We start from the raw sequence: 20,777 nt of genomic DNA, 5'->3' as shown, positions 1-20,777 counted from the left end.
CCTTGATCCGAGAGGCAGGAGCTACGGCATGGCGCCCACCCCCGTCAACGTCACCGTCACCGGCGCGGCCGGACAGATCGGCTACGCGCTGCTCTTCCGCATCGCCGCCGGCGACCTGCTCGGCGAGGGCGTGCCGGTCCGGCTCAAGCTGCTGGAGATCCCGGACGCGGTGAAGGCGGCCGAGGGCACGGCGCTCGAGCTCAACGACTCGGCGTTCGAGCTGCTCGACGGCATCGACGTCTACGACGACGCGAACCAGGCCTTCGACGGCACCAACGTCGCGCTGCTCGTGGGCGCCCGGCCCCGCACCAAGGGGATGGAGCGCGCCGACCTGCTCGAGGCCAACGGCGGCATCTTCAAGCCGCAGGGCCAGGCGCTCAACGGCGCGGCGGACGACGTCAAGGTGCTGGTCGTCGGCAACCCGGCCAACACCAACGCCCTCATCGCGCGGTCGAACTCCGACGTGCCGGCCGACCGCTTCACCGCGATGACCCGCCTCGACCACAACCGCGCCCTGGGCCAGCTCGCCACCAGGTACGGCGTGCGGGTCGGCGCGGTCTCCAAGGTCACGATCTGGGGCAACCACTCGGCCAGCCAGTACCCCGACGTCACCTACACCGAGATCGACGGCAAGCCGATCGGCGACGAGGTCGACCGCTCCTGGCTGACCGACGAGTTCATCCCGCGCGTCGCCAAGCGCGGCGCCGAGATCATCGAGGTGCGCGGCGCGTCGTCGGCGGCGTCGGCGGCCGCGGCGGCGATCGACCACGTCCACACCTGGGTCAACGGCACCCGCGAGAACGACTGGACGTCGGCGGCGATCGTCTCCGACGGCTCGTACGGCGTGCCCGAGGGCCTCGTGTCGTCGTTCCCCGTGACGGCGTCGAACGGGGAGTTCGAGATCGTCCAGGGCCTGGAGATCAGCGACTTCTCCCGCGAGCGCATCGACGCGTCGGTGAACGAGCTGGCCGAGGAGCGCGACGCGGTGCAGAAGCTGGGCCTGGTCTGACACCCTGCTCCTCGTGAGCAGCGAACCGGTCGAGGTCTTCCGCGGCGACGAGCTGGCCGAGGGCGACCCGACGCCCGGGATGCGGCGTCAGGTGGCCTTCGACGGCGGCGGGCTGTGGGCCGGGCTCGTGCACACCGAGCCCGGCGCCTCCTCCGGTTGGCACCACCACGGCGAGCACGAGACCAGCCTGTACGTGGTGCGCGGGGCGATGAAGCTGGAGTTCGGCCCCGGCGGCGGCGACGCCGTCGAGGCCGGCCCCGGCGACTTCCTGCGGGTGCCGCCGCACACGGTGCACCGGGAGTCGAACCCCACCGACGACCGCTCGACCGCGGTCATCGGCCGCGCGGGCCAGGGCCCGCCCACGATCAACGTGGACGGCCCCGACCCGGCGTAGACCTGCGCACGGCCGGTGGGGCAACCTGGGAGGCATGACCCTGGGTGCCGTCCTCACCGCCATCGTGACCCCGTTCGCCCCCGACGGCTCGGTCGACGAGAAGGCGTTCGTCGACCTCATGGGCCACCTGTACGCGAACGGGTCCGACGGGCTGGTGGTGTGCGGCACGACGGGCGAGGCCTCGACGCTGTCGACCGAGGAGCACCTGCGGCTCGTCGAGCTCGCCGTCGAGCACCGCCCGGCGGGGGCGTCGATCGTCGCGTCCACGGGGTCGAACGACACCCGCCACGCCTGCGAGATGACCGAGCGGGCCACCGCGCTCGGCGCCGACGCGATCCTGTCGGTGACGCCGTACTACAACAAGCCGAACCGGCGGGGCGTGCTCGCCCACTTCGGCGAGGTCGCGCGGGCCACCGACAAGCCCGTGGTGCTCTACAACATCCCCTCGCGCGTGGTCATCGACCTGCCGAACGACCTGCTCGCCGAGCTGGCCCAGATCGAGCGGATCGACTACGTCAAGCAGGCCAACAACGCGGGCCTCGCCCCCGTCGACGGCCTCGGCATCTACGCCGGCAACGACGACCTCTTCGGCTCGGTGCTCGAGATGGGCGGCTGCGGCGGGATCCTCGTCGCGAGCCACGTCGTCGGTCCCGCGATGCGCCGAATGGTCGACGAGCCCGACCAGCGCGCCGAGATCGAGGCGTCCCTCAAGCCGGTGTTCGACGCCCTGGGCGTCACCACCAACCCCATCCCGGTCAAGGCGGCCCTGGAGCTCCTGGGCCACCCCGTCGGCGGCCTGCGCCTGCCGATGGTCTCCGCCGACGAGCACGAGCGCGAGGTCGTCCGCTCCGCCCTCGCCGGCGCCGGCCTGCTGTAGCGCGTCGCGCCCGCCCTCGACAGAAGATCACCAGTCCGAAAGGCACCTCTGAGGGCCCCTCCGCGGTGCCTTTCGTCCTGCTGATCACCGGAGAGGTGGCGGCGTGGGGCGCCTGTGACGCGTGGGGTGGAGCCCGGATCCGGGCGACACGCCGGGCCGGTCGGAGTGAGCAGCGACGACGACCGGGGCCCTCGGGGAGGGGCGGCGCTGTCGGGGGTCGCGGATACGCTGGACCCGCTCCCGCCGACCCCCGTCCCCGCGCGCGGGGAGGTCGGCGGAACAGGGTGAACCGGCTCCCAGGGAGGTCCCGCGACGTGACCGGCGACTCGTTCGTCCACCTGCACACGCACACCGAGTTCTCGATGCTCGACGGTGCCGCGCGGCTGGACGACCTGTTCGCCGAGGCCGCGCGCATGGGCATGCCGGCCCTGGCGATGACCGACCACGGCAACACCTACGGCGCCTACGAGTTCTGGAAGAAGTCGAAGGCCCACGGGGTCAAGCCGATCATCGGCATGGAGGGCTACCTCGCCCCCGGCAGCCGCCACGAGCGCAAGCGCGCGACGCTCGGCGGCCAGGTCATCTCGGACGACAACCCGGGCCAGATGTACACCCACATGACGCTGCTGGCCGAGAACACGGAGGGGATGCACAACCTCTTCCGGCTCTCGAGCCTGGCCAGCCTCGAGGGGTACTACTACAAGCCGCGCATGGACCGCGAGCTGCTGGAGACGTACGGCAAGGGGATCATCGCCACCACCGGCTGCCCGTCGGGCGAGGTGGCGCGCTACCTCCAGCAGGGCGACTTCGACGGCGCCTGCCAGGCCGCCAGCGACTACCGGGACATCTTCGGCGCGGACAACTTCTTCTGCGAGCTGATGGACCACGGCATCGAGATCGAGCGCCGGGTCCGCGACGACCTCTACGACCTCAAGAAGAAGCTCGACCTGCCCGGCCTCGCCACCAACGACCTGCACTACACGTACGCGAAGGACGCGAAGCCGCACGAGGTGCTGCTGTGCGTCCAGACCGGCAAGACGATGAACGACCCGAACCGCTTCCGGTTCGACGCGCAGGACTTCTACCTCAAGAGCGCGCAGGAGATGCGCGCCCAGTGGGACGGCGTGTTCCCCGAGGCCTGCGACAACACCCTGGCCATCGCCGAGCGGGTCGACGTGAGCTTCACCGAGGGCCGCGACCTCCAGCCCGTGGCGCCGGTCCCCGAGGGCGAGACCGAGGGCAGCTGGCTGGTCAAGGAGGTCGAGCGGGGGCTGCACTGGCGCTTCCCGAACGGCTTCTCCGAGAAGTACCGCAAGCAGGCCGACTACGAGGTGTCGGTCATCATGCAGATGGGCTACCCGGGCTACTTCCTGGTGACGGCCGACCTGCTGAACTACGCCCGCTCGGTCAACCTGCGCGTCGGGCCGGGCCGCGGGTCGGCCGCGGGCAGCCTCGTCGCCTACGTCCTGGGCATCACCGACCTCGACCCGATCCACCACAAGCTGATCTTCGAGCGGTTCCTCAACCCCGAGCGCGTCTCCATGCCCGACATCGACATGGACTTCGACGAGCGCCGGCGCGGCGAGATGATCCGCTACGTCACCGAGAAGTACGGCGAGGAGAAGATCGCGCAGATCATCACGTACTCCACGATCAAGGCGAAGGCCGCGATCAAGGACTCCGCGCGCGTGCTCTACGGCCAGCCCGGCTACGCGGTGGCCGACCGCATCACCAAGTCGATGCCGCCCGCGGTCATGGGCAAGGACATCCCGCTCTCGGGCGTGTTCGACCCCAGCCACAAGCGCTACTCCGAGGCCGCCGAGATGCGCGCGCTCTACGAGTCGGACGCGCAGGTCAAGGAGATCGTCGACACCGCCCGGGACCTCGAGGGCCTCAAGCGGCAGTGGGGCGTGCACGCCGCCGGCGTGATCATGTCCAAGGAACCGCTGATCGACGTCATCCCGATCCAGCGGCGCGAGGCCGACGGCGCCATCATCACGCAGTTCGACATGGGCGTCTGCGAGACGCTCGGCCTGCTGAAGATGGACTTCCTGGGCCTGCGCAACCTCACGATCATCGACGATGCGCTGAAGAACATCACGCTCAACGGCAAGGAGCCGCTCGACCTCGACCACCTCGGTCTGGACGACAAGGCCACCTACGAACTCCTGTCGCGCGGCGAGACGCTCGGGGTGTTCCAGCTCGACGGCGGCCCGATGCGCGACCTGCTGCGCCGCATGGCGCCCACCGAGTTCGACGACATCTCGGCCGTCGGCGCGCTCTACCGGCCCGGCCCGATGGGCGCCAACGCCCACAACGACTACGCCGACCGGAAGAACAAGCGGCAAGAGGTCACGCCGATCCACCCGGAGCTCGAGGAGCCCCTCAAGGAGGTCCTCGGCGAGACCTACGGGCTGATCGTCTACCAGGAACAGGTCATGGCGATCGCCCAGGTGCTCGCGGGCTACTCGCTGGGCAAGGCGGACCTGCTGCGCCGCGCCATGGGCAAGAAGAAGAAGGAGATCCTCGACAAGGAGTACGAGGGTTTCGCCCAGGGCATGAAGGACAACGGCTACTCGGCCGCGGCGATCAAGACGCTGTGGGACATCCTGCTGCCGTTCTCGGACTACGCGTTCAACCGCGCGCACTCCGCCGCGTACGGCGTCGTCTCCTACTGGACGGCGTACCTCAAGGCGAACTACCCCGCCGAGTACATGGCCGCGGTGCTCACCAGCGTCCGCGACGACAAGGACAAGGCCGCGATCTACCTCGCCGAGTGCCGGCGCATGGGCATCACGGTCCTCCCGCCCGACGTCAACGACTCGGTGCGCGACTTCGCGCCGGTCGGCACCGACATCCGGTTCGGGCTCGGCGCCATCCGCAACGTGGGTGCGAACGTCGTCGACGCGATCGTCGAGGCCCGTCGCGAGAAGGGGAACTACTCCGACTTCTCCGACTTCCTGCGCAAGGTCCCCCAGCAGGTCTGCAACAAGAAGACGGTCGAGTCGCTGATCAAGGCCGGCGCGTTCGACTCGCTGGGCCACCCGCGCAAGGGCCTCGCGCTGGTGCACGCCGAGGCCGTCGACGCCGTGATGACCACGAAGAAGGCCGAGGCCGACGGGCAGTTCGACCTGTTCGGGAGCTTCGACGACGCGGACGCCGAGGCCGCCGACACGACGGGCATGTTCGACGTCAAGGTGCCCGAGGGGGAGTGGGAGCCCAAGCACCGGCTCGCCCTCGAACGCGAGATGCTCGGTCTGTACGTGTCGGGCCACCCGCTCAACGGCCTCGAGCAGGTGCTGGCCAGCCGCGCCGACACCGCGATCACCAAGATCCTCGAGGGCGACGTCGCCGAGGGCGCGACGGTTACGGTCGGCGGCATCCTCGCCACGGTCACCCGGCGGGTGAACAAGAAGGGCGAGCCCTGGGCGTCGGCGCAGATCGAGGACCTCGCCGGCGGCATCGAGGTGCTGTTCTTCCCGCGCACCTACGCCGCGGTGTCGATCGATGTCGCCGAGGACGCGATCGTGCTGGTCAAGGGCAAGGTCAACAAGCGTGACGACCGCGTCAGCCTGTTCGTCGAGGACCTCGCGGTGCCGGATCTCTCCGGCGGCGTCGGCGGCGCGCCGGTCAAGGTCGTCATCGAGAGCGCCCGGTGCACGCCGGAGCGGGTGGGCAAGCTCAAGGAGGTCCTGGTGGCGCACCCGGGCCCCAGCGAGGTCCACCTGACGCTGCTCGCGGCCAACGGCGCGAGCCACGTGCTGCGCCTCGACGACGGGCTCAAGGTGCAGAACTCGGGCGCGCTGATGGGCGACCTCAAGGCCCTGCTCGGTCCGCGCTGCCTGGGCTGATCCAGCGACGGAGGAGTCGAGCATGAGCGGTCGGGTGGTCCACTTCGAGGTCCCGTTCGACGACGGCGACCGTGCGCGGGCGTTCTACGGGGCGGTCTTCCGCTGGACGCTGCAGGACATGCCGGGCATGGACTACACGCTCGCCATGAGCGGTCCGGTCACCGAGGAGGGCGCCCCGGCCGAGCCCGGCTACATCAACGGCGGCATGTTCCGCCGCGGCGAGGACGAGCCGCGCAGCCCGGTGATCGTGGTGGACGTCGGCGACATCGACGAGACGCTCGAGCACGTCACCGCCTACGGCGGCACGGTCCTCTCGCCGAAGGCGCCGGTGGGGGAGATGGGCTTCGCCGCCTACTTCCGCGACACCGAGGGCAACGTCGTCGGGCTGTGGGAGTCCGCGGGTGACTGACCCGGGCGGCCGCTACGTCGCCCTCGGCAGCTCCTTCGCCGCCGGACCCGGCATCCCGCCCCTGGTCGACCGCGCCGCGCTGCGGTCGGGACGCAACTACCCGCACCTGCTCGCGGAGCGGCTCGGGCTCCCGCTGGTGGACGTCACCTGCTCCGGGGCCACCACCGCGCAGCTGCGCCACGCCCGCCAGCCGACCCTGGCCGGCCGGGTGCCGCCGCAGGTCGAGGCCGTCACCGCCGACACGACGCTGGTGACGATCACCGCCGGCGGCAACGATCTCGGGTACCTCGGCGCACTCACCTCGGCCGGGCTGCGCGGGACGCTCGCCGGGCGCCTGCCCGAGGCCCTGGCCCGGCGGCTGCGCTCCACCGTCGCGGTGCCCGCGCCCGGCGCCTTCGCCGAGGTCCGGACGTCCCTGGCGGCCCTGGTCGCGGAGGTACGGCGGCGTGCCCCCGACGCGCGCGTCGTGCTCGTCGACTACCTCACCGTCCTCGGCCGCCACGCCACCCCGGCCACCGTGCCGCTGACCGCCGAGCAGATCGCCGCCGGGCGGGAGATCGCCGCCGGTCTGGACGCGGTATTCGCGGGCGCCGCCGCGGACGCCGGCGCCGACCTCGTCGTCGCCTCCGGCCCGAGCGCGGAGCACGGTGCCGGCTCGCCCGAGCCGTGGATCGGCGGGACGGCGCTCGGCGTGCCGGTGCTCGGCGGCGCGGTGCCGTTCCACCCGACGGCGGCCGGGATGCGGGCGGTCGCCGACCTGGTCGCGGCGCGGATCGGCGTCAGCTGACGAGCCCGTCCCACGACCAGCGGGGCATCGCGGCGTCGGCCGGGACGACCGCGTCGACGGGCGAGTAGACGAGCACGTCGGCGACGGCCCACGTCATGTAGGCGCGCAGGCAGGCCCGCAGCTCGGGGTCGTCGGGCACGCCCGCGTCGTCGAGCGCGAGCAGGAAGCAGGCGAGGAAGCGGCGGCCGAGGTCGTCGATCTCGCCGTTGCCGCTGTGCAGCCACAGCACGTGCGTCTGGTCGGCGCAGCCCCGCGAGTAGCGCGGGGGACCGCCGAGCACCTCGGCCCAGTACGCGGCGAGGCGCTCGACGTGCCGCGGGTGCTGGTCGGGCCCCGAGAACGGGTGGGCCAGCTCCGGGTCGGCGAGGCAGCGCGCGTGGTGCGCCCGCGCGAGGGCGAGGAACGCCTCGTCGCCGCCGACAGCGTCGTAGACCGAGCCCCGCACCGTCCCGAGCCTGCTCCGCGGACATCCTCCCGACAAGGACGTCACCCCTTGACCCCGGCCGATGACGCAGCGCACGGTCGAGGGATGGCCGCCCCCACGCAGGACACCCGCAGCACCCAGGACGAGACGTCCGGCTTCCGCCCCACCCAGGAGGGCATCCGGATGCCGCAGCCGCCGACGTTCGCGACGAGCGCGGAGGAGCGGCTGCACCGCAAGCAGCAGCTCGCCGGCGCGTTCCGCATCTTCGGCAAGTTCGGGTTCGGCGAGGGGATCGCGGGCCACATCACGGTGCGCGACCCGGAGGACCCGCACCTGTTCTGGGTCAACCCGTTCGGCATGAGCTTCCGGCACATCCGGGTCTCCGACCTCATCGCCGTCAGCCACGACGGCGAGGTGGTGCACGGCAACAAGCCGGTCAACCAGGCCGGGTTCGTCATCCACTCCGCGGTGCACCATGCGCACCCCGAGGTCACCGCCGCGGCGCACGCGCACTCGGTGTACGGCAAGGCGTGGTCGGCGCTGGGCCGCCCGCTCGACCCGATCACCCAGGACGCCTGCACGCTCTACGAGAACCACGGGGTGGTCACCGAGGGCCGCGGCGCCGTCGTGCTCGACCCCGAGGTGGGGCGCGCGCTGGCCACCGGGCTGACCGGCCGCAAGATGGTCTTCCACCAGAACCACGGGATCTTCACCGTCGGCGACACCGTCGCCGAGGCCGCGTGGTGGTTCGTCAACACCGAGCGCAACTGCCAGGCCCAGCTGCTGGCCGAGGCCGCCGGCACCGTGACGCAGATCGACCACGCCAACGCCAAGTTCACCGCCGACCAGACCGGCACGCCTTACATGGGCTGGTTCGCCTTCCAGCCGCTGTGGGACGAGATCGTCCGGACCGATCCGGACCTCTTCGATTAGGCATGCCACAGTGACCGGGTGATCGTCGACGCCCACGTCCACGTCGCCCACCTCGCGCGGCTCAAGGTGCCGTGGGACCAGTGGATCGGTCCCGCGGGCACCGCCGACGCGTGGGCGGCCTGCTACGACGGCGAGGGCGCGGCGATCCCGGAGCGGGTCTCGGCGCTGTTCGCGGGCGCCGGGGTCGACCGGGTGTTGCTGTTCTGCGAGTACTCGCCGAAGGCCACCGGGTGGCAGACGATCGAGGACATGCTGCCGTTGGTGGACGCCGACGCGGACCGGTTCCGGATCGTGGCCAACGTCAACCCGCACGTCCACCACCCGGTGGTCACCGAGCTCGACCGGCAGCTCGACCTCGGGGCCGTCGCGCTGAAGGTCCATCCGGTGCACGCCGGCATCGCGCCCAACGACCGCGAGCTCTACCCGGCCTACGCCCGCTGCGTCGAGCGCGGGGTCCCGGTCATCGTGCACACCGGCCCGTCGGTGTTCCCCGGCGCCAGTGGTCGGCAGGGCGACCCCGTCCTGCTCGACGACGTCCTGCGCGACTTCCCGGGGCTGACGCTCGTGCTCGCCCACGGCGGCCGCGGCTGGAGCTACGAGGCCGCGGCGTCGATGGCGCTGACGCGCGAGAACGTCTGGCTCGACCTGGCCGGCCTCCCGCCGCACAAGCTGCCCACCTACTACGAGCGGTTCGGCATCGCGCGGGTCGCGGCGAAGTCGGTGTTCGGCACCGACGCCCCGTCCGCCGACCCCGCCCGCAACATCGCCGCGGTCCGCGCCCTCGACCTCGGTGACGAGCTCACCGCCGCCCTGCTCGGCGGGAACGCCCTGCGCGTCTACCCCGGCCTCGCCGAGCCGCCGTCCCGCGTCTGATGCTCGCGGCGGGGACTCCGAAGGCGTAGCGTGCCTGTGGGACCGATCGGTCCGGGACCGCCTGGTCCGTCGAGACGGAGGGAGCCCGGAGTGGCTCGCACGCCCGCCCCCGGAACGCGGGAGCGCATCCTGACCACCGCGTCGCGCCTGTTCTACGAGCACGGCGTGCGCGCCGTCGGCATGAACCAGGTGATCAGCGAGGCCGGCACCGGCAAGAACCTGCTCTACTCGCACTTCCCGACGAAGACCGACCTGGTCGCGGCCTATCTCGAGCGGGCCCGCGAGATCCGGACCGCGGCCACGAGCCGCGCTCGGGAGGCGGCGGGCGACACCCCGCGCGAGCAGCTGCTCGCCCTGGTCGAGGAGGTCGCGCGCACCACCGCGCACCCCCGCTTCCGGGGCTGCGCCTTCCGCAACTACCTCGCGGAGTTCCCCGACGACGCCGACCTCGGCGACGCCGACGGCCCGCCGACACCGGCCGGGGTGGCGCGCGACTTTTTGGGCGCGACCCACGACGAGCTGGCCGGCCTGGTCGCCGACCTCGGTGTCGCCGACCCCGAGCGCCTGCTCGAGGAGCTGGTGCTCGTGGTCGACGGGCTCTACCTCCAGGCCGCCTACCGCGACCGCACGGACCGCGACGTCGCCGCCGACACGGCCGTCGAGCTGGCCCGGACGCTCGTCGACACCCGGACGGGGACGGCGGCGTGAGCCCCCGCGCCGTCCTGCTCGTCACCTCGGCCGCCGCGTTCCTCTCCAGCCTCGACCTGTTCATCGTCAACCTGGCCTTCCCCGACATCCGCGCCGACTTCCCGGGCACCGACCTCGGCCAGATCTCGTGGGTCCTCAACGGCTACACGGTGGTCTTCGCCGCGTTCCTCGCCCTGGCCGGACGACTGGGCGACCGCTACGGGCACCGCCGGGTGTTCCTCGTCGGGCTCGCGGTGTTCACGCTCGCCTCGGCGGCGTGCGCGGCGGCCCCGTCGGTCGGGCTGCTCGTCGCCGCCCGCGCGGTCCAGGCCCTCGGGGCCGCGCTGGTGACGCCGACGTCGCTGGCGCTGCTGCTCGCCGCGTTCCCGGCCGAGCGTCGCGCGCACGCCGTGGGCGCCTGGGCCTCGATCGGCGCCGTGGCCGCGGCCCTCGGGCCCCCGCTGGGCGGGCTGCTGGTCGAGGCGTCGTGGCACTGGGTGTTCCTGGTCAACGTGCCCGTCGGCGTCATCGCGCTGGTGGCGGGCCTGCGGGTGCTGCCGCGCACCGCCGGGCAGGGCTCGGGCCGCCCCGACCTGCTCGGCGCGGTCGCCCTCGTCGCCGGGGTCGGGGCCCTGGCCTTCGCGCTGGTCCGGGCGCCGGACCTGGGGTGGGCGTCGGGACCGGTGCTGGCCGGGCTCGCCGTCGCCGTGCTGGGCGTCGCCGGCGTCGTGCTGCGCGCGCGCCGCCACCCGGTCCCCGCGCTGGACCTCGCCGTCGTCGGCACCCCGGTCGTGGGGCTGGCGGCGCTGGCGATGGTCGCGTTCACCACCGGGTTCGCCGGCATGCTCGTGGTGAACGTCCTCTACCTGACCGGCACGTGGGGCTGGTCGCCGCCGCTCGCGGGGATCGCCCTGGCGGTCGGCCCGCTCGTCGTCGTGGGCGTCTCGCGGCTCTCGGGTCACCTCACCGGGCGATTCGGCATCGGCCCGGTCGTCGCGGTCGGGGCGCTGCTGTTCGCGTCCGGCCCGACCTGGTGGGCGCTGCACCTCGGCGCCGCGCCCGACTACGCCGCGGGCATGCTGCCCGGCCAGCTCCTGACCGGGCTCGGCGTCGGTCTCGTGCTGCCCGGGCTCTCGTCGGTGGTGGGGAGCGCGCTGCCCGCGCACCGGTGGGGCACGGGCTCGTCGGTGATCACGACGGCGCGGCAGGTCGGGTCGGTGCTCGGGGTCGCGCTGCTGGTCTCGGTGATCGGCACCCACACCACGGGCCGGCCCGACGAGCTCGGGCTGCTGCGCGGCGGCTGGGTGATGCTCGCGGCGGCCGGGGTGGTCGCCGCGGTCCTCGCGGTCGGGCTCGCCCGGGCGGAGCGGCGACCGGCACGACCGGCACACCGGGCGACCGTCGCCGAGCCGGTGGCGGATTCACCGGCGGGGCGGGCCGGGTAGAAGGAGACCATGGCCATCGCGACGACGAACCCCGCGACCGGGGAGACCGTGCAGGAGTTCGACTCCCTCACCGAGGCGCAGCTGGAGGAGAAGCTCCAGCGGGCCTGGGACGCCTTCCAGAGCTACCGGGACACCACGTTCGAGCAGCGCGCCGGGTCGCTGCGCGCGGCGGCGGACATCTTCGACGCCGAGAACGAGCGCCTGGCCGAGCTCGCCACCCTGGAGATGGGCAAGACCCTCGTGGCGGCGAGGGCCGAGGTCACCAAGTGCGCGCTCGGCTGCCGCTGGTACGCCGACCACGCCGCGGAGGACCTCGCCGACGTCGAGTGGCCGAAGCCGGCCAACGCCCCGGAGGACGCGCGGATCCTCACGCGGTACCAGCCGCTCGGCCCAGTCCTCGCGATCATGCCCTGGAACTTCCCCTACTGGCAGGTGCTGCGCTTCGCCGCGCCCGCGCTGATGGCCGGCAACGTCGGGCTGCTCAAGCACGCGTCGAACGTGCCGCAGGTCGCGCTGGCGATCGAGGACGTCCTCACCCGGGCCGGCTTCCCCGAGGGCGCGTTCCAGACGCTGCTCGTCGGCTCCTCGGTGATCGAGGGGATCATCGACGACGACCGCGTCCGCGCCGTCACGCTCACCGGCAGCGAGCCCGCGGGCCGCGAGGTCGGCGCCCGCGCCGGGCAGAACGTCAAGACCAGCGTCCTCGAGCTGGGCGGCAGCGACCCGTTCATCGTCATGCCGTCGGTGGACCTCGAGGCCGCGGTCACCGCCGCGGTGTCGAGCCGCATGCTCAACAACGGCCAGTCCTGCATCAACGCCAAGCGCTTCATCGTCCACGAGCAGATCGCGGACGACTTCACGCAGAAGCTGGTCGAGCGGATGGAGTCGCTGACGGTCGGCGACCCCATGGACGAGAACACCGACCTCGGGCCGATGTCGCAGGGCAACGGCGTCGACGACCTCGACGAGCAGGTCCAGGACTCGATCAAGGCCGGCGCCCGCCTGCTCACCGGCGGCGAGCGGATCGACCGGCCGGGCAACTGGTACCCGCCGACGGTGCTCACCGACATCCCCGAGGACTCCCGCGCCTACCGCGAGGAGCTGTTCGGGCCGGTGGCGCTCGTCTTCTGCGCCCGCGACGTCGACGACGCGATCCGCATCGCCAACGACTCCGACTTCGGTCTGGGCGGCAGCGCCTGGACGACCGACGAGGCCGAGATGTGGCGCTTCGCGAACGAGGTCGAGTCGGGCATGGTCTACATCAACAAGATCACCGAGTCGACGCCCGAGGTGCCGTTCGGCGGGGCGAAGAACTCCGGCTACGGCCGGGAGCTCGCGAGCTTCGGGCCGCAGTCGTTCGTCAACGCCAAGACGATCTGGGTGCAGGCCGGCGCGGCGGCCGAGACGCCGACCTCCGAGTGAGCCCTGAATGAGCCCCGAGTGAGCACGCCACCGTCCTTCACCGGCGTCGCCCACCTCGCGCTGGTCGTGCGCGACATGACCGCCAGCGTGACGTTCTACGAGCAGGTGCTCGGGTTCGAGCGGGTGGGCGATGTCCGGGAGGGCCCGCCCGAGGCGGGTCACCCGCGCCGGCTGATGCGCCACCCCGCCAGCGGGGTGGTGCTCGGCATCCACGAGCCCCACGAGCGCTCGAACGACCTGTTCAGCCCCCAGCGCACCGGCCTCGACCACGTCGCGGTCACGGTCTCCTCGCGCGAGGAGCTCGACGCCTGGTCGGCGCGGCTCGACGCGCACGGGGTGGAGCACTCGCCCGTGCGGGACGCGGGCTACGCGGAGTTCGTGTCCTTCGGCGACCCGGACGGCATCGCCTGGGAGGTCTGGCTGCCGAAGGGTTAGAGGCCGAGGTCGCCGGCGGCCCGCAGGCTGCCGGCGGCCCACGCGTCGTGCCGGCCGTGGAACACCTCGGCGGCGCGGTGGCCCACCCACGCCCCGGGCAGCAGCGCGTCGGGCAGGCCGGGGTCGAGGAACGGGAAGCGGCGCCAGGCGTCGACGAGGCGGATCTGCGCGGCGAGCGTGGCGGCGTCGTCGGCGGGGGCGAGGTCGGCGAAGCGCTCGACGAACCCCGCGTAGCGCGCGGCGAGGTCGGCGAGGTCCCACGCGCGGGTCGCCAGCTCCTCGGCGCTGAGCCCGCCGTGGTACTCGCCGGTGAGGACGTGCGCGTCGGCGGGGCCGACCTCGCCGAGCACGTCGCGGACCTCGTCGAGGCGGGCGGTGTCGGGGGAGACCCACATGCCGGTCGCGGGGGAGCCCAGGCCCGCCCACGCCAGGCGGGTGCGCAGCCGGTGGCGCTGCGCCCGCTGCTGCTCGGGGACGCTCGCGACGACGACGAGCCACCGCCCGTCCCACGCCTCCCGCGCGCGCCCGTGGGCATAGATGCGCGCCGCGCCCTCGGTGAGCAGGCCGTGCCCCCACGCCGTCAGGTCCCAGCGCACCCGGCGCCCGACGCGTTCGGAGACGAGCATGCCGTCGGCGGCCGTGCGGGCCAGCGCCTGGCGCGCCGACTTCTCCTCCACCCCGACCAGGCCGAGGACGTCGACGACGGTCTGGGTCCACACCGGCGTCCCCCGGGGCAGCACGATCTCGCCGAGCACCGTCACCAGCAGCGAGCGCGCGCTGGTGGCCGCGACCTCGCGCCGTCGCGAGAACGGGTCCGGCCGCGCGTCGGCGGTCGGCTCGTCGGCGCTGGTCATCGCCCGTGATCCTAGGGCCCACCCGCGCCCCGGCTCCCCGGCCGACCGGGCGGACTGCCCGGCGGCCCTGGTGACACTCCCGGGAGATCGTGATGGAGAGGTCCCCGGCCGCAGGTGCGGGCCGTCGGTTCGGGGCGTCGCGGCGCGGGGAGCACGCGCAGGTGCTCTCCAGGTCGATCTTACGAGACTGTCGCGAGTGTCCGTCGGGCGGCAGACGCGCCCTCGGGGCCGGGCGCGGCCGGGTCCCGGACTCTAGGGTGCGTGGGTGACGACGCAGGGATCGCCGGGTGCCGCGCTGCGCGACCTCGACCGCGCCCACGTCTGGCACCCCTACGGCCCGATGCCCGGGCGCACCGACCCGCTGGTGGTGCGCTCGGCGCAGGGCGTGCGGCTCACGCTGGACGACGGGCGCGAGCTCGTCGACGGGATGTCGTCGTGGTGGGCGGCGGTGCACGGCTACCGGCACCCCGCGCTCGACGAGGCCGTGGTGCGCGCGACCGGGGCCATGAGCCACGTGATGTTCGGCGGCCTGACCCACGACCCCGCGGTGGCGCTGGCCGAGCGGCTGGTGGCGCTGACCCCGGAGCCGCTGCAGCACGTGTTCCTCGCCGACTCCGGGTCGGTGTCGATCGAGGTCGCGCTGAAGATGTGCCTGCAGTACCAGCGGGCCCGCGGGCGGGCCGGCCGCACGCGGATAATGACCTGGCGGGGCGGCTACCACGGCGACACCTTCGGCGCGATGAGCGTCTGCGACCCCGAGGGCGGGATGCACGCGGCGTGGGCCGGGTTCCTGCCCGAGCAGGTCTTCGCCGACCGGCCCCCGAGCGCCTTCGACCCCGCCTACGACGAGCACCTGCGGTCGGTGGCCGCCGCGCACGCCGGCGAGATCGCCGGGATCATCGTCGAGCCCGTGGTCCAGGGCGCCGGGGGCATGCGCTTCCACGACCCCCGCCACCTGCGGACCCTGCGCGCGATCGCCGACGAGCACGACCTCGTGCTCGTGTTCGACGAGATCGCCACCGGCTTCGGGCGCACCGGCACGCTCGTCGCCGCCGAGCAGGCCGGGGTCTCGCCGGACGTGATGTGCCTGGGCAAGGCGCTGACCGGCGGCTACCTGACGATGGCGGCCGCGCTGTGCACCCCCGCCGTCGCCACGGCGATCAGCGAGGGCGAGGCCGGCGGGCTGATGCACGGCCCGACGTTCATGGCCAACCCGCTGGCCGCGACCGTCGCCGCCGCCAGCATCGACGAGCTGCTGCGCCGCGACTGGGCGGCCGAGGTCGCGGCGCTCGGGGACGGGCTGCGTGAGGGGCTCGCGCCGGCCCGCGACGTGGCCGGCGTGCAGGACGTCCGCGTGCTCGGCGGCATCGGGGTGGTGCAGCTCGACCACCCCGTCGACGTGCCCGCCGCGCAGGCCGCGGCCGAGGCGCACGGCGTGTGGCTGCGGCCGTTCCGGGACCTCGTCTACGCCATGCCGCCGTACGTCACGCCCGCCGAGGACGTCCTGCGGATCGGGGCGGCGATGGTCGCCGCGGCCGCCGCCGGCTGACCCCTGAGGTGAACACTGCGTGACGACCGTGTGAGGCAGCGATGAGGCCGCGAACGTCCGGTTCGGCGTGTCCGTCCGTTTCGCCGGAATGATCGAGGTTCACCCGCGCGGAGCAGCACGGGGGAACGACCCTGCGGGCCGGGTGGACTCACCACGCCGGACACGCCCTGCTCCAGGCCACGTCACACTCGGACGAGGGACGGCGGGGACCGCTCGACCCGGTCCGATCGGAACCGAGAGTCACGATCAACTCGTCGGTCGGGTCGGAGTGCCCCGGCGGTAGGGCACAGTGATCGCAGCGCCTCCGGCACGCGGCGACGACGCCGGTGCGGTGACGCCGGGTGACCGATCTCCGCGGTGGTCGCCCGGCGCGCGCAGGCGCCCCAGCAGCCGCCGGTGATCGCCCCCGATCACCCCCGCCGGGCCGGTCCACGGCCCCCGACGGAGGACCCATGACCACCGGAGCGACCGCCCTGCCCGTCCCCGAGCGGGACGGGCCCACCCCACCGACCTGGCGCGAGCGCCTGCGTGCCGACGTCCCCGCCTCCCTCGTCGTCTTCCTCGTCGCCGTCCCGCTCTCGCTGGGCATCGCGGTGGCCTCGGACGCGCCGCTGACCGCGGGCCTCATCGCCGCCGCGGTCGGCGGCATCGTCGCGGGCGCCCTGGGCGGCTCCCCGTTGCAGGTCAGCGGGCCCGCGGCCGGACTCACCGTCGTGGTCGCCGACCTCGTCGGCCGCTTCGGCTGGGGCGTCACGTGCGCGATCACCGTCGCGGCCGGCGTGCTCCAGGTCGTCTTCGGCCTGACCCGCACCGGCCGGGCGGCGCTCGCGATCTCGCCGGCGGTCGTGCACGGGATGCTCGCCGGCATCGGCCTGACGATCGTGCTGGGCCAGCTGCACGTCGTCCTCGGCGGCGAGCAGCAGGACGACGCGATCGCCAACGTGCTCGCCCTGCCCCACCAGCTCCTGGCGCTGCACGGTCCGGCGACCCTGCTCGGACTCGCGGTCGTCGCGCTCCTGCTGCTCTGGCCGCGGTTGCCGCGGGGCGTGCCCGGCTGGGTGCGCGGCATCCCCGCCCCGCTGCTGGCCGTCGTCCTCGCGACGGTCGCCGCGGTGGCGCTCGCCCTGCCCGTCGAGCGGGTCGAGATCGGCGGGTCGGTGCTCGAAGCGATCACCCCGCCCGTGCTGCCCGACGGGCAGTGGGCCGCGTTCGCGGTCGGCGTCCTGACCATCGCGATCATCGCCAGCGTCGAGAGCCTGCTCTCGGCCGTCGCCGTCGACCGGATGCACGGCGAGCAGCGGTCCGACCTCGACCGCGAGCTCATCGGCCAGGGGGCGGGCAACACGCTCTCCGGGCTGCTCGGCGGCCTGCCGATCACCGGGGTCATCGTCCGCAGCTCGACCAACGTCGCGGCCGGCGCCCGCAGCCGTGCCTCGGCCGTGCTGCACGGCGTGTGGATCGTGGTGTTCTCGGTGGCCCTGCTCGGGCTCGTGCAGCAGATCCCGATGGCGGTGCTGGCCGGGCTGCTCGTCGTCATCGGCGCGCGACTGGTGAAGCTCGCCCACATGCGCGAGCTGCACCGCCACGGTGAGCTGCCGGTGTACGTCGTCACGATCCTCGGGGTCGTGCTCACCGACCTGCTCACCGGCGTCGTGGCGGGGCTCGTCCTCGCGCTGCTGCTGGTGCTGCGCCGCGTGGTGTGGGCGTCGATCGAGGTCCAGGAGCCCGCGGGGGACGGTCCCTGGCACGTGGTCGTCGAGGGCGCGCTGTGCTTCCCGTCGATCCCGCGACTGGCCCGCCGCCTGGGGCAGGTGCCCGCGGGGGCACCCGTGGTCGTCGACCTGGTCACCGACTACCTCGACCACGCCGCGTTCGACCACCTCCAGGAGTGGGTCGAGCGCCACGGGCGCGGCGGCGGGACGGTCCGCGTCGACGAGGTCGGGTCGATGGGCCTGCTCGACCGGCGGACGGCGTCGGGCGGCGGGCCGGGCGACCGGCGGCCGGGTCCGGTGCCGCGGTTCCTGTCCCCGTGGTCGGCGTGGCAGGCCGCCGCGCAGCGCGAGACGGAGCCGGCCGACGACCCGATCCTGACGGGGCTGCGCGAGTACCACCGTCGCGCGGCCGGGCTCGTGGCGCCGTACCTGTCCGACCTGGCCGAGCGGCAGTCGCCCTACGCGCTGTTCCTGACGTGCTCGGACTCGCGCGTCGTGCCCAACGTGCTCACCTCGAGCGGGCCGGGCGACCTCTTCACGGTCCGTAACGTCGGCAACCTGGCGCCGCTGGGCACCGACGCCGACTCGTCGGTCGGGGCGTCGGTGGAGTACGCGCTCGACGTCCTCGAGGTGCCGACGCTCGTGGTCTGCGGCCACTCGGGCTGCGGGGCGATGACGGCGGCGCTGCGCGGCACCGGCGGCGACGGCGCGCTCGGGCGCTGGCTCGACGGCGCCGGGGAGAGCGTCGCCCGCTGGCGGGCGGGCCACCCGGTGGCCACGGTCGCGGCCGCCCGCGGCGGCTCGGACGTCGACCAGCTCGCGATGGTCAACGTCGCGGTCCAGCTCGACCGGCTCGCCCGGCACCCCGCCGTCGCCCGCGCGCTGGACGAGGGCCGGGTGCGGCTGGTCGGGCTCTACTTCGACATCGCGACCGCGCGGATGTCGGTGCTCGAGGGCGACCGCTTCGTCCCGGCGTCGCGCGACCGCCTCGGCGCCGGCGCCGCCGCCACCCCCGGCGACCCCGCGACCACAGCCTTCCCGATCCCCACGTGAGCAGTTGCGGCCCCTATAGGGGCCGCAACTGCTCACGTACCGGTGATCGTGGCCCGGGCCGGGGTGTCGTCGGCGGCCTGGACGGTGACGGCGAGGTCGCGCAGGCGGGCGCGGTCGGTGTCGTCGCGGACGGCGATCGAGAACTCGACGTCCGTGACGACGCCGGCGAAGCGCTCGAGCAGCTTCGCCCCGATCTCGTCGTGGGTGCCGATGACGGCGAACCGGTCGAGGACCGCGTCGTCGATCATCGCCGGCAGCTCCTCCCAGCGCTGGGCCTTCGACAGCTGCTTCGCCTCGTCGGCGAGGTCGCCGAGGCCGAGGTGGTCGAACGCCGCCCGGTAGCCCGGCGTGGAGGCGTAGAAGGCGATCCGGGCCCGGGCGTCGCGGACCTTGCCCGCCAGCTCCTCGGGCGTGCGCGCCGAGGCCACCAGCGGCTTCATCGCCACCCGGAACCCGTCGAGCGCGCGCCCGCTGCGGGCGGCGCCCCGGCGGACCGCAGGCAGCATCACCTCGGCGATGTACGACGGCGTGCACACGGGGTGCGGGCGCAGGCCGTCGGCCACCTCGCCGGCGACGGCGCACATGTTGGTGTTGACCGCGGCGAGGTGGATCGGGACGTCGGGGTGCTCGATCGGGCCCGCGTCGAACAGCGGGACCATGAGGTCGAGGTCGTAGTGCTCGCCGTGGTGGTCCAGCGGGGCGCCGGTCTGCCACGTGTGCCACACGGCGCGGACGGCCTGCACGTACTCGCGCATCCACGGCGCCGGGGCCGACCACGGCACGCCGTAGCGCCGCCGGATGTGCCCGCGCACCTGCGTGCCCAGCCCGAGCGTGAACCGCCCGCCCGAGAGCTTCTGCAGCGTCCAGGCCTGCAGCGCCATCACCGTCGGGCTGCGGGGGAAGGCGATCGTCACCGCCGTGCCCAGGCGCAGCGTGCGCGTGGCGCTCGCGGCGAGGGTCAGGACCGCGAACGGGTCGTCCTTGGTCTCCTCGACGACGAGCCCGCCGTACCCGATCTCCTCGAGGAACGCCGCCTGCTCGGCGACCGTCCGGATGTCCAGCGGCGTGTCCGGCGTCCGGAGGCCGGGGTCGACCTTGCCCAGCGGCAGCAGCGTCTCGAGGCGCACCCCGGCGACCGTAGGGTGTCCGCCGTGAGCTGGCTGGGTCCGTGGCTGGAGGAGACGGCGGCCGCGCGCGCGGAGGCCGGGCTCCGGCGGACGCTGCGCCCGCGCGCCGAGGCCGAGCCCGTGGTCGACCTCGCGTCCAACGACTACCTCGGCCTCGCCCGCGACCCGCGGGTCGTCGAGGCCGGGGTCGCGGCGCTGCGGGCGTGGGGCGCCGGGTCCACGGGGTCGCGGCTGGTCACGGGCTCGACGCGGCTGCACGCCGAGCTCGAGGAGGCCCTCGCCGCGTTCACCGGCCGGGAGGCCGCCCTCGTCTTCTCCTCGGGCTACACCGCCAACCTCGGGGCGGTCACCGCGCTGTCGGGCCGCGGCGCGCTGGTCGTCTCCGACGTCGCCGCCCACGCCTCGCTCGTCGACGCCGCCCGCCTGTCGCGGGCCCGGGTGGCGGTCGCGCGGTGCGCGGACCCGGCGGCGGTCGACGCCGTGCTGGCGGCCCGCGAGGAGCCGCGGGCGCTGGTGGTGGTCGACGGCGTCGACAGCGTCGACGGTGCCCTCGCCCCGCTCGCCGCGCTGCACGCGGTCTGCCGGGCCCGGGACGCCGTCCTGCTCGTCGACGACGCCCACGGGCTCGGGGTCCGCGGTCCGGGCGGAGCGGGGACGCTCGCCGAGCACGGCCTCGCCGGCGCGCCCGACGTCGTCCTGACCACGACGCTGTCGAAGTCGCTGGGCAGCCAGGGCGGGGTGGTCCTGGGCTCGCGGGCGGTGGTGGAGCACCTCGTCGACACCGCGCGCCCCTTCATCTTCGACACCGGGCTGGCCCCCGCGGCGGCCGGCGCGGCGCTGGCCGCGCTGCGGATCGTGCAGGCCGAGCCGGAGCTGGTCGGGGCCCTGCACAGCGCGGCCGCCGCCGGCGCCGCCTCGGCCCGCGCCGCCTCGTCG

General features: G+C 73.9%; 18 protein-coding genes. 15 read left to right on the top strand and 3 right to left on the bottom strand.

Translation table 11 applies throughout. From position 1 onward, the window contains the following. Positions 1–28 precede the first annotated feature (28 nt). The 6 genes from ABD994_RS25270 (at position 29) to ABD994_RS25245 (ending at position 7,327) form a co-directional block, all read left to right on the top strand. Complete coding sequence (locus ABD994_RS25270; protein ID WP_345422117.1) at positions 29–1,009, top strand: malate dehydrogenase; 981 nt, start codon at positions 29–31, stop codon at positions 1,007–1,009. Between the two features lie 13 nt (positions 1,010–1,022). Continuing rightward, a complete protein-coding gene (locus ABD994_RS25265) occupies positions 1,023–1,403 on the top strand; it encodes a cupin domain-containing protein (RefSeq protein ID WP_345422112.1) in 381 nt (126 codons plus the stop codon). Positions 1,404–1,437: 34 nt separating this feature from the next. Further along, positions 1,438–2,280, top strand: a complete 843-nt coding sequence (dapA, locus tag ABD994_RS25260) for a 4-hydroxy-tetrahydrodipicolinate synthase (protein ID WP_345422107.1) — start codon at positions 1,438–1,440, stop codon at positions 2,278–2,280. A 314-nt stretch (positions 2,281–2,594) separates the two neighbouring features. Then, the gene (gene dnaE / locus ABD994_RS25255; protein ID WP_345422104.1) at positions 2,595–6,131 is read left to right on the top strand and encodes a DNA polymerase III subunit alpha; all 3,537 of its coding nucleotides are present in this window, start codon (positions 2,595–2,597) and stop codon (positions 6,129–6,131) included. A gap of 22 nt (positions 6,132–6,153) precedes the next feature. Continuing rightward, positions 6,154–6,540 carry a VOC family protein gene (locus ABD994_RS25250; protein ID WP_345422101.1) on the top strand — a complete coding sequence of 129 codons (387 nt, stop codon included), beginning with the start codon at positions 6,154–6,156 and terminating at the stop codon, positions 6,538–6,540. Beyond that, on the top strand, positions 6,533–7,327 hold the full coding sequence (locus ABD994_RS25245) for an SGNH/GDSL hydrolase family protein (RefSeq protein WP_345422098.1): 795 nt from the start codon (positions 6,533–6,535) through the stop codon (positions 7,325–7,327). Before ABD994_RS25250 ends, ABD994_RS25245 begins: the two co-directional genes overlap by 8 nt. Here ABD994_RS25245 and ABD994_RS25240 read toward each other — a convergent pair. After that, entirely contained in the window at positions 7,320–7,772 is a 453-nt protein-coding gene (locus tag ABD994_RS25240) for a group II truncated hemoglobin (protein ID WP_345422095.1), read from the bottom strand. The genes ABD994_RS25245 and ABD994_RS25240 overlap by 8 nt on opposite strands. Positions 7,773–7,856: 84 nt before the next feature. Between ABD994_RS25240 and ABD994_RS25235 the strand changes: the two genes are divergently transcribed. The 6 genes from ABD994_RS25235 to ABD994_RS25210 all read left to right on the top strand — a co-directional run bounded on the left by ABD994_RS25235 (position 7,857) and on the right by ABD994_RS25210 (position 13,546). Beyond that, a complete protein-coding gene (locus ABD994_RS25235; RefSeq protein WP_345422092.1) occupies positions 7,857–8,684 on the top strand; it encodes a class II aldolase/adducin family protein in 828 nt (275 codons plus the stop codon). 18 nt (positions 8,685–8,702) lie between these two features. Then, a complete protein-coding gene (locus ABD994_RS25230) occupies positions 8,703–9,557 on the top strand; it encodes an amidohydrolase family protein (protein WP_345422089.1) in 855 nt (284 codons plus the stop codon). A 90-nt stretch (positions 9,558–9,647) separates the two neighbouring features. Continuing rightward, entirely contained in the window at positions 9,648–10,265 is a 618-nt protein-coding gene (locus ABD994_RS25225) for a TetR/AcrR family transcriptional regulator (protein ID WP_345422086.1), read from the top strand. Next, complete coding sequence (locus ABD994_RS25220; protein WP_345422083.1) at positions 10,262–11,689, top strand: MFS transporter; 1,428 nt, start codon at positions 10,262–10,264, stop codon at positions 11,687–11,689. The genes ABD994_RS25225 and ABD994_RS25220 overlap by 4 nt, the downstream gene beginning before the upstream one ends. A gap of 9 nt (positions 11,690–11,698) precedes the next feature. Continuing rightward, positions 11,699–13,111: an NAD-dependent succinate-semialdehyde dehydrogenase gene (locus ABD994_RS25215; protein ID WP_345422079.1), complete on the top strand. Its 1,413-nt coding sequence runs from the start codon at positions 11,699–11,701 to the stop codon at positions 13,109–13,111. 18 nt (positions 13,112–13,129) lie between these two features. After that, positions 13,130–13,546 carry a VOC family protein gene (locus ABD994_RS25210; protein ID WP_345422076.1) on the top strand — a complete coding sequence of 139 codons (417 nt, stop codon included), beginning with the start codon at positions 13,130–13,132 and terminating at the stop codon, positions 13,544–13,546. Here ABD994_RS25210 and ABD994_RS25205 read toward each other — a convergent pair. Next, on the bottom strand, positions 13,543–14,400 hold the full coding sequence (locus tag ABD994_RS25205; RefSeq protein WP_345422074.1) for a PaaX family transcriptional regulator: 858 nt from the start codon (positions 14,398–14,400) through the stop codon (positions 13,543–13,545). The genes ABD994_RS25210 and ABD994_RS25205 overlap by 4 nt on opposite strands. A gap of 265 nt (positions 14,401–14,665) precedes the next feature. On the opposite strand from ABD994_RS25205, the gene ABD994_RS25200 reads away from it, so the two are divergent. Together ABD994_RS25200 and ABD994_RS25195 are read left to right on the top strand one after the other, a co-directional pair. After that, on the top strand, positions 14,666–15,949 hold the full coding sequence (locus ABD994_RS25200; RefSeq protein ID WP_345422071.1) for an adenosylmethionine--8-amino-7-oxononanoate transaminase: 1,284 nt from the start codon (positions 14,666–14,668) through the stop codon (positions 15,947–15,949). Positions 15,950–16,401: 452 nt separating this feature from the next. After that, positions 16,402–18,714 carry a SulP family inorganic anion transporter gene (locus tag ABD994_RS25195; protein WP_345422068.1) on the top strand — a complete coding sequence of 771 codons (2,313 nt, stop codon included), beginning with the start codon at positions 16,402–16,404 and terminating at the stop codon, positions 18,712–18,714. A 32-nt stretch (positions 18,715–18,746) separates the two neighbouring features. Here the strand turns inward: ABD994_RS25195 and ABD994_RS25190 are convergent, their stop codons facing one another. Next, entirely contained in the window at positions 18,747–19,841 is a 1,095-nt protein-coding gene (locus tag ABD994_RS25190) for a TIGR03617 family F420-dependent LLM class oxidoreductase (protein ID WP_345422065.1), read from the bottom strand. Between the two features lie 33 nt (positions 19,842–19,874). Here ABD994_RS25190 and ABD994_RS25185 point away from each other — a divergent pair. Continuing rightward, positions 19,875–20,777: aminotransferase class I/II-fold pyridoxal phosphate-dependent enzyme (locus ABD994_RS25185; RefSeq protein WP_345422182.1), on the top strand; the 903-nt coding region annotated here is incomplete at its 3' end.

The sequence above is a fragment of the Actinomycetospora chlora genome, from assembly GCF_039542135.1.
In the GTDB taxonomy this organism is placed as follows: Bacteria; Actinomycetota; Actinomycetes; order Mycobacteriales; family Pseudonocardiaceae; genus Actinomycetospora; species Actinomycetospora chlora.
Note: the sequence above shows the minus strand (reverse complement) of the source record. Positions and strands in the feature narration are given on the sequence as shown.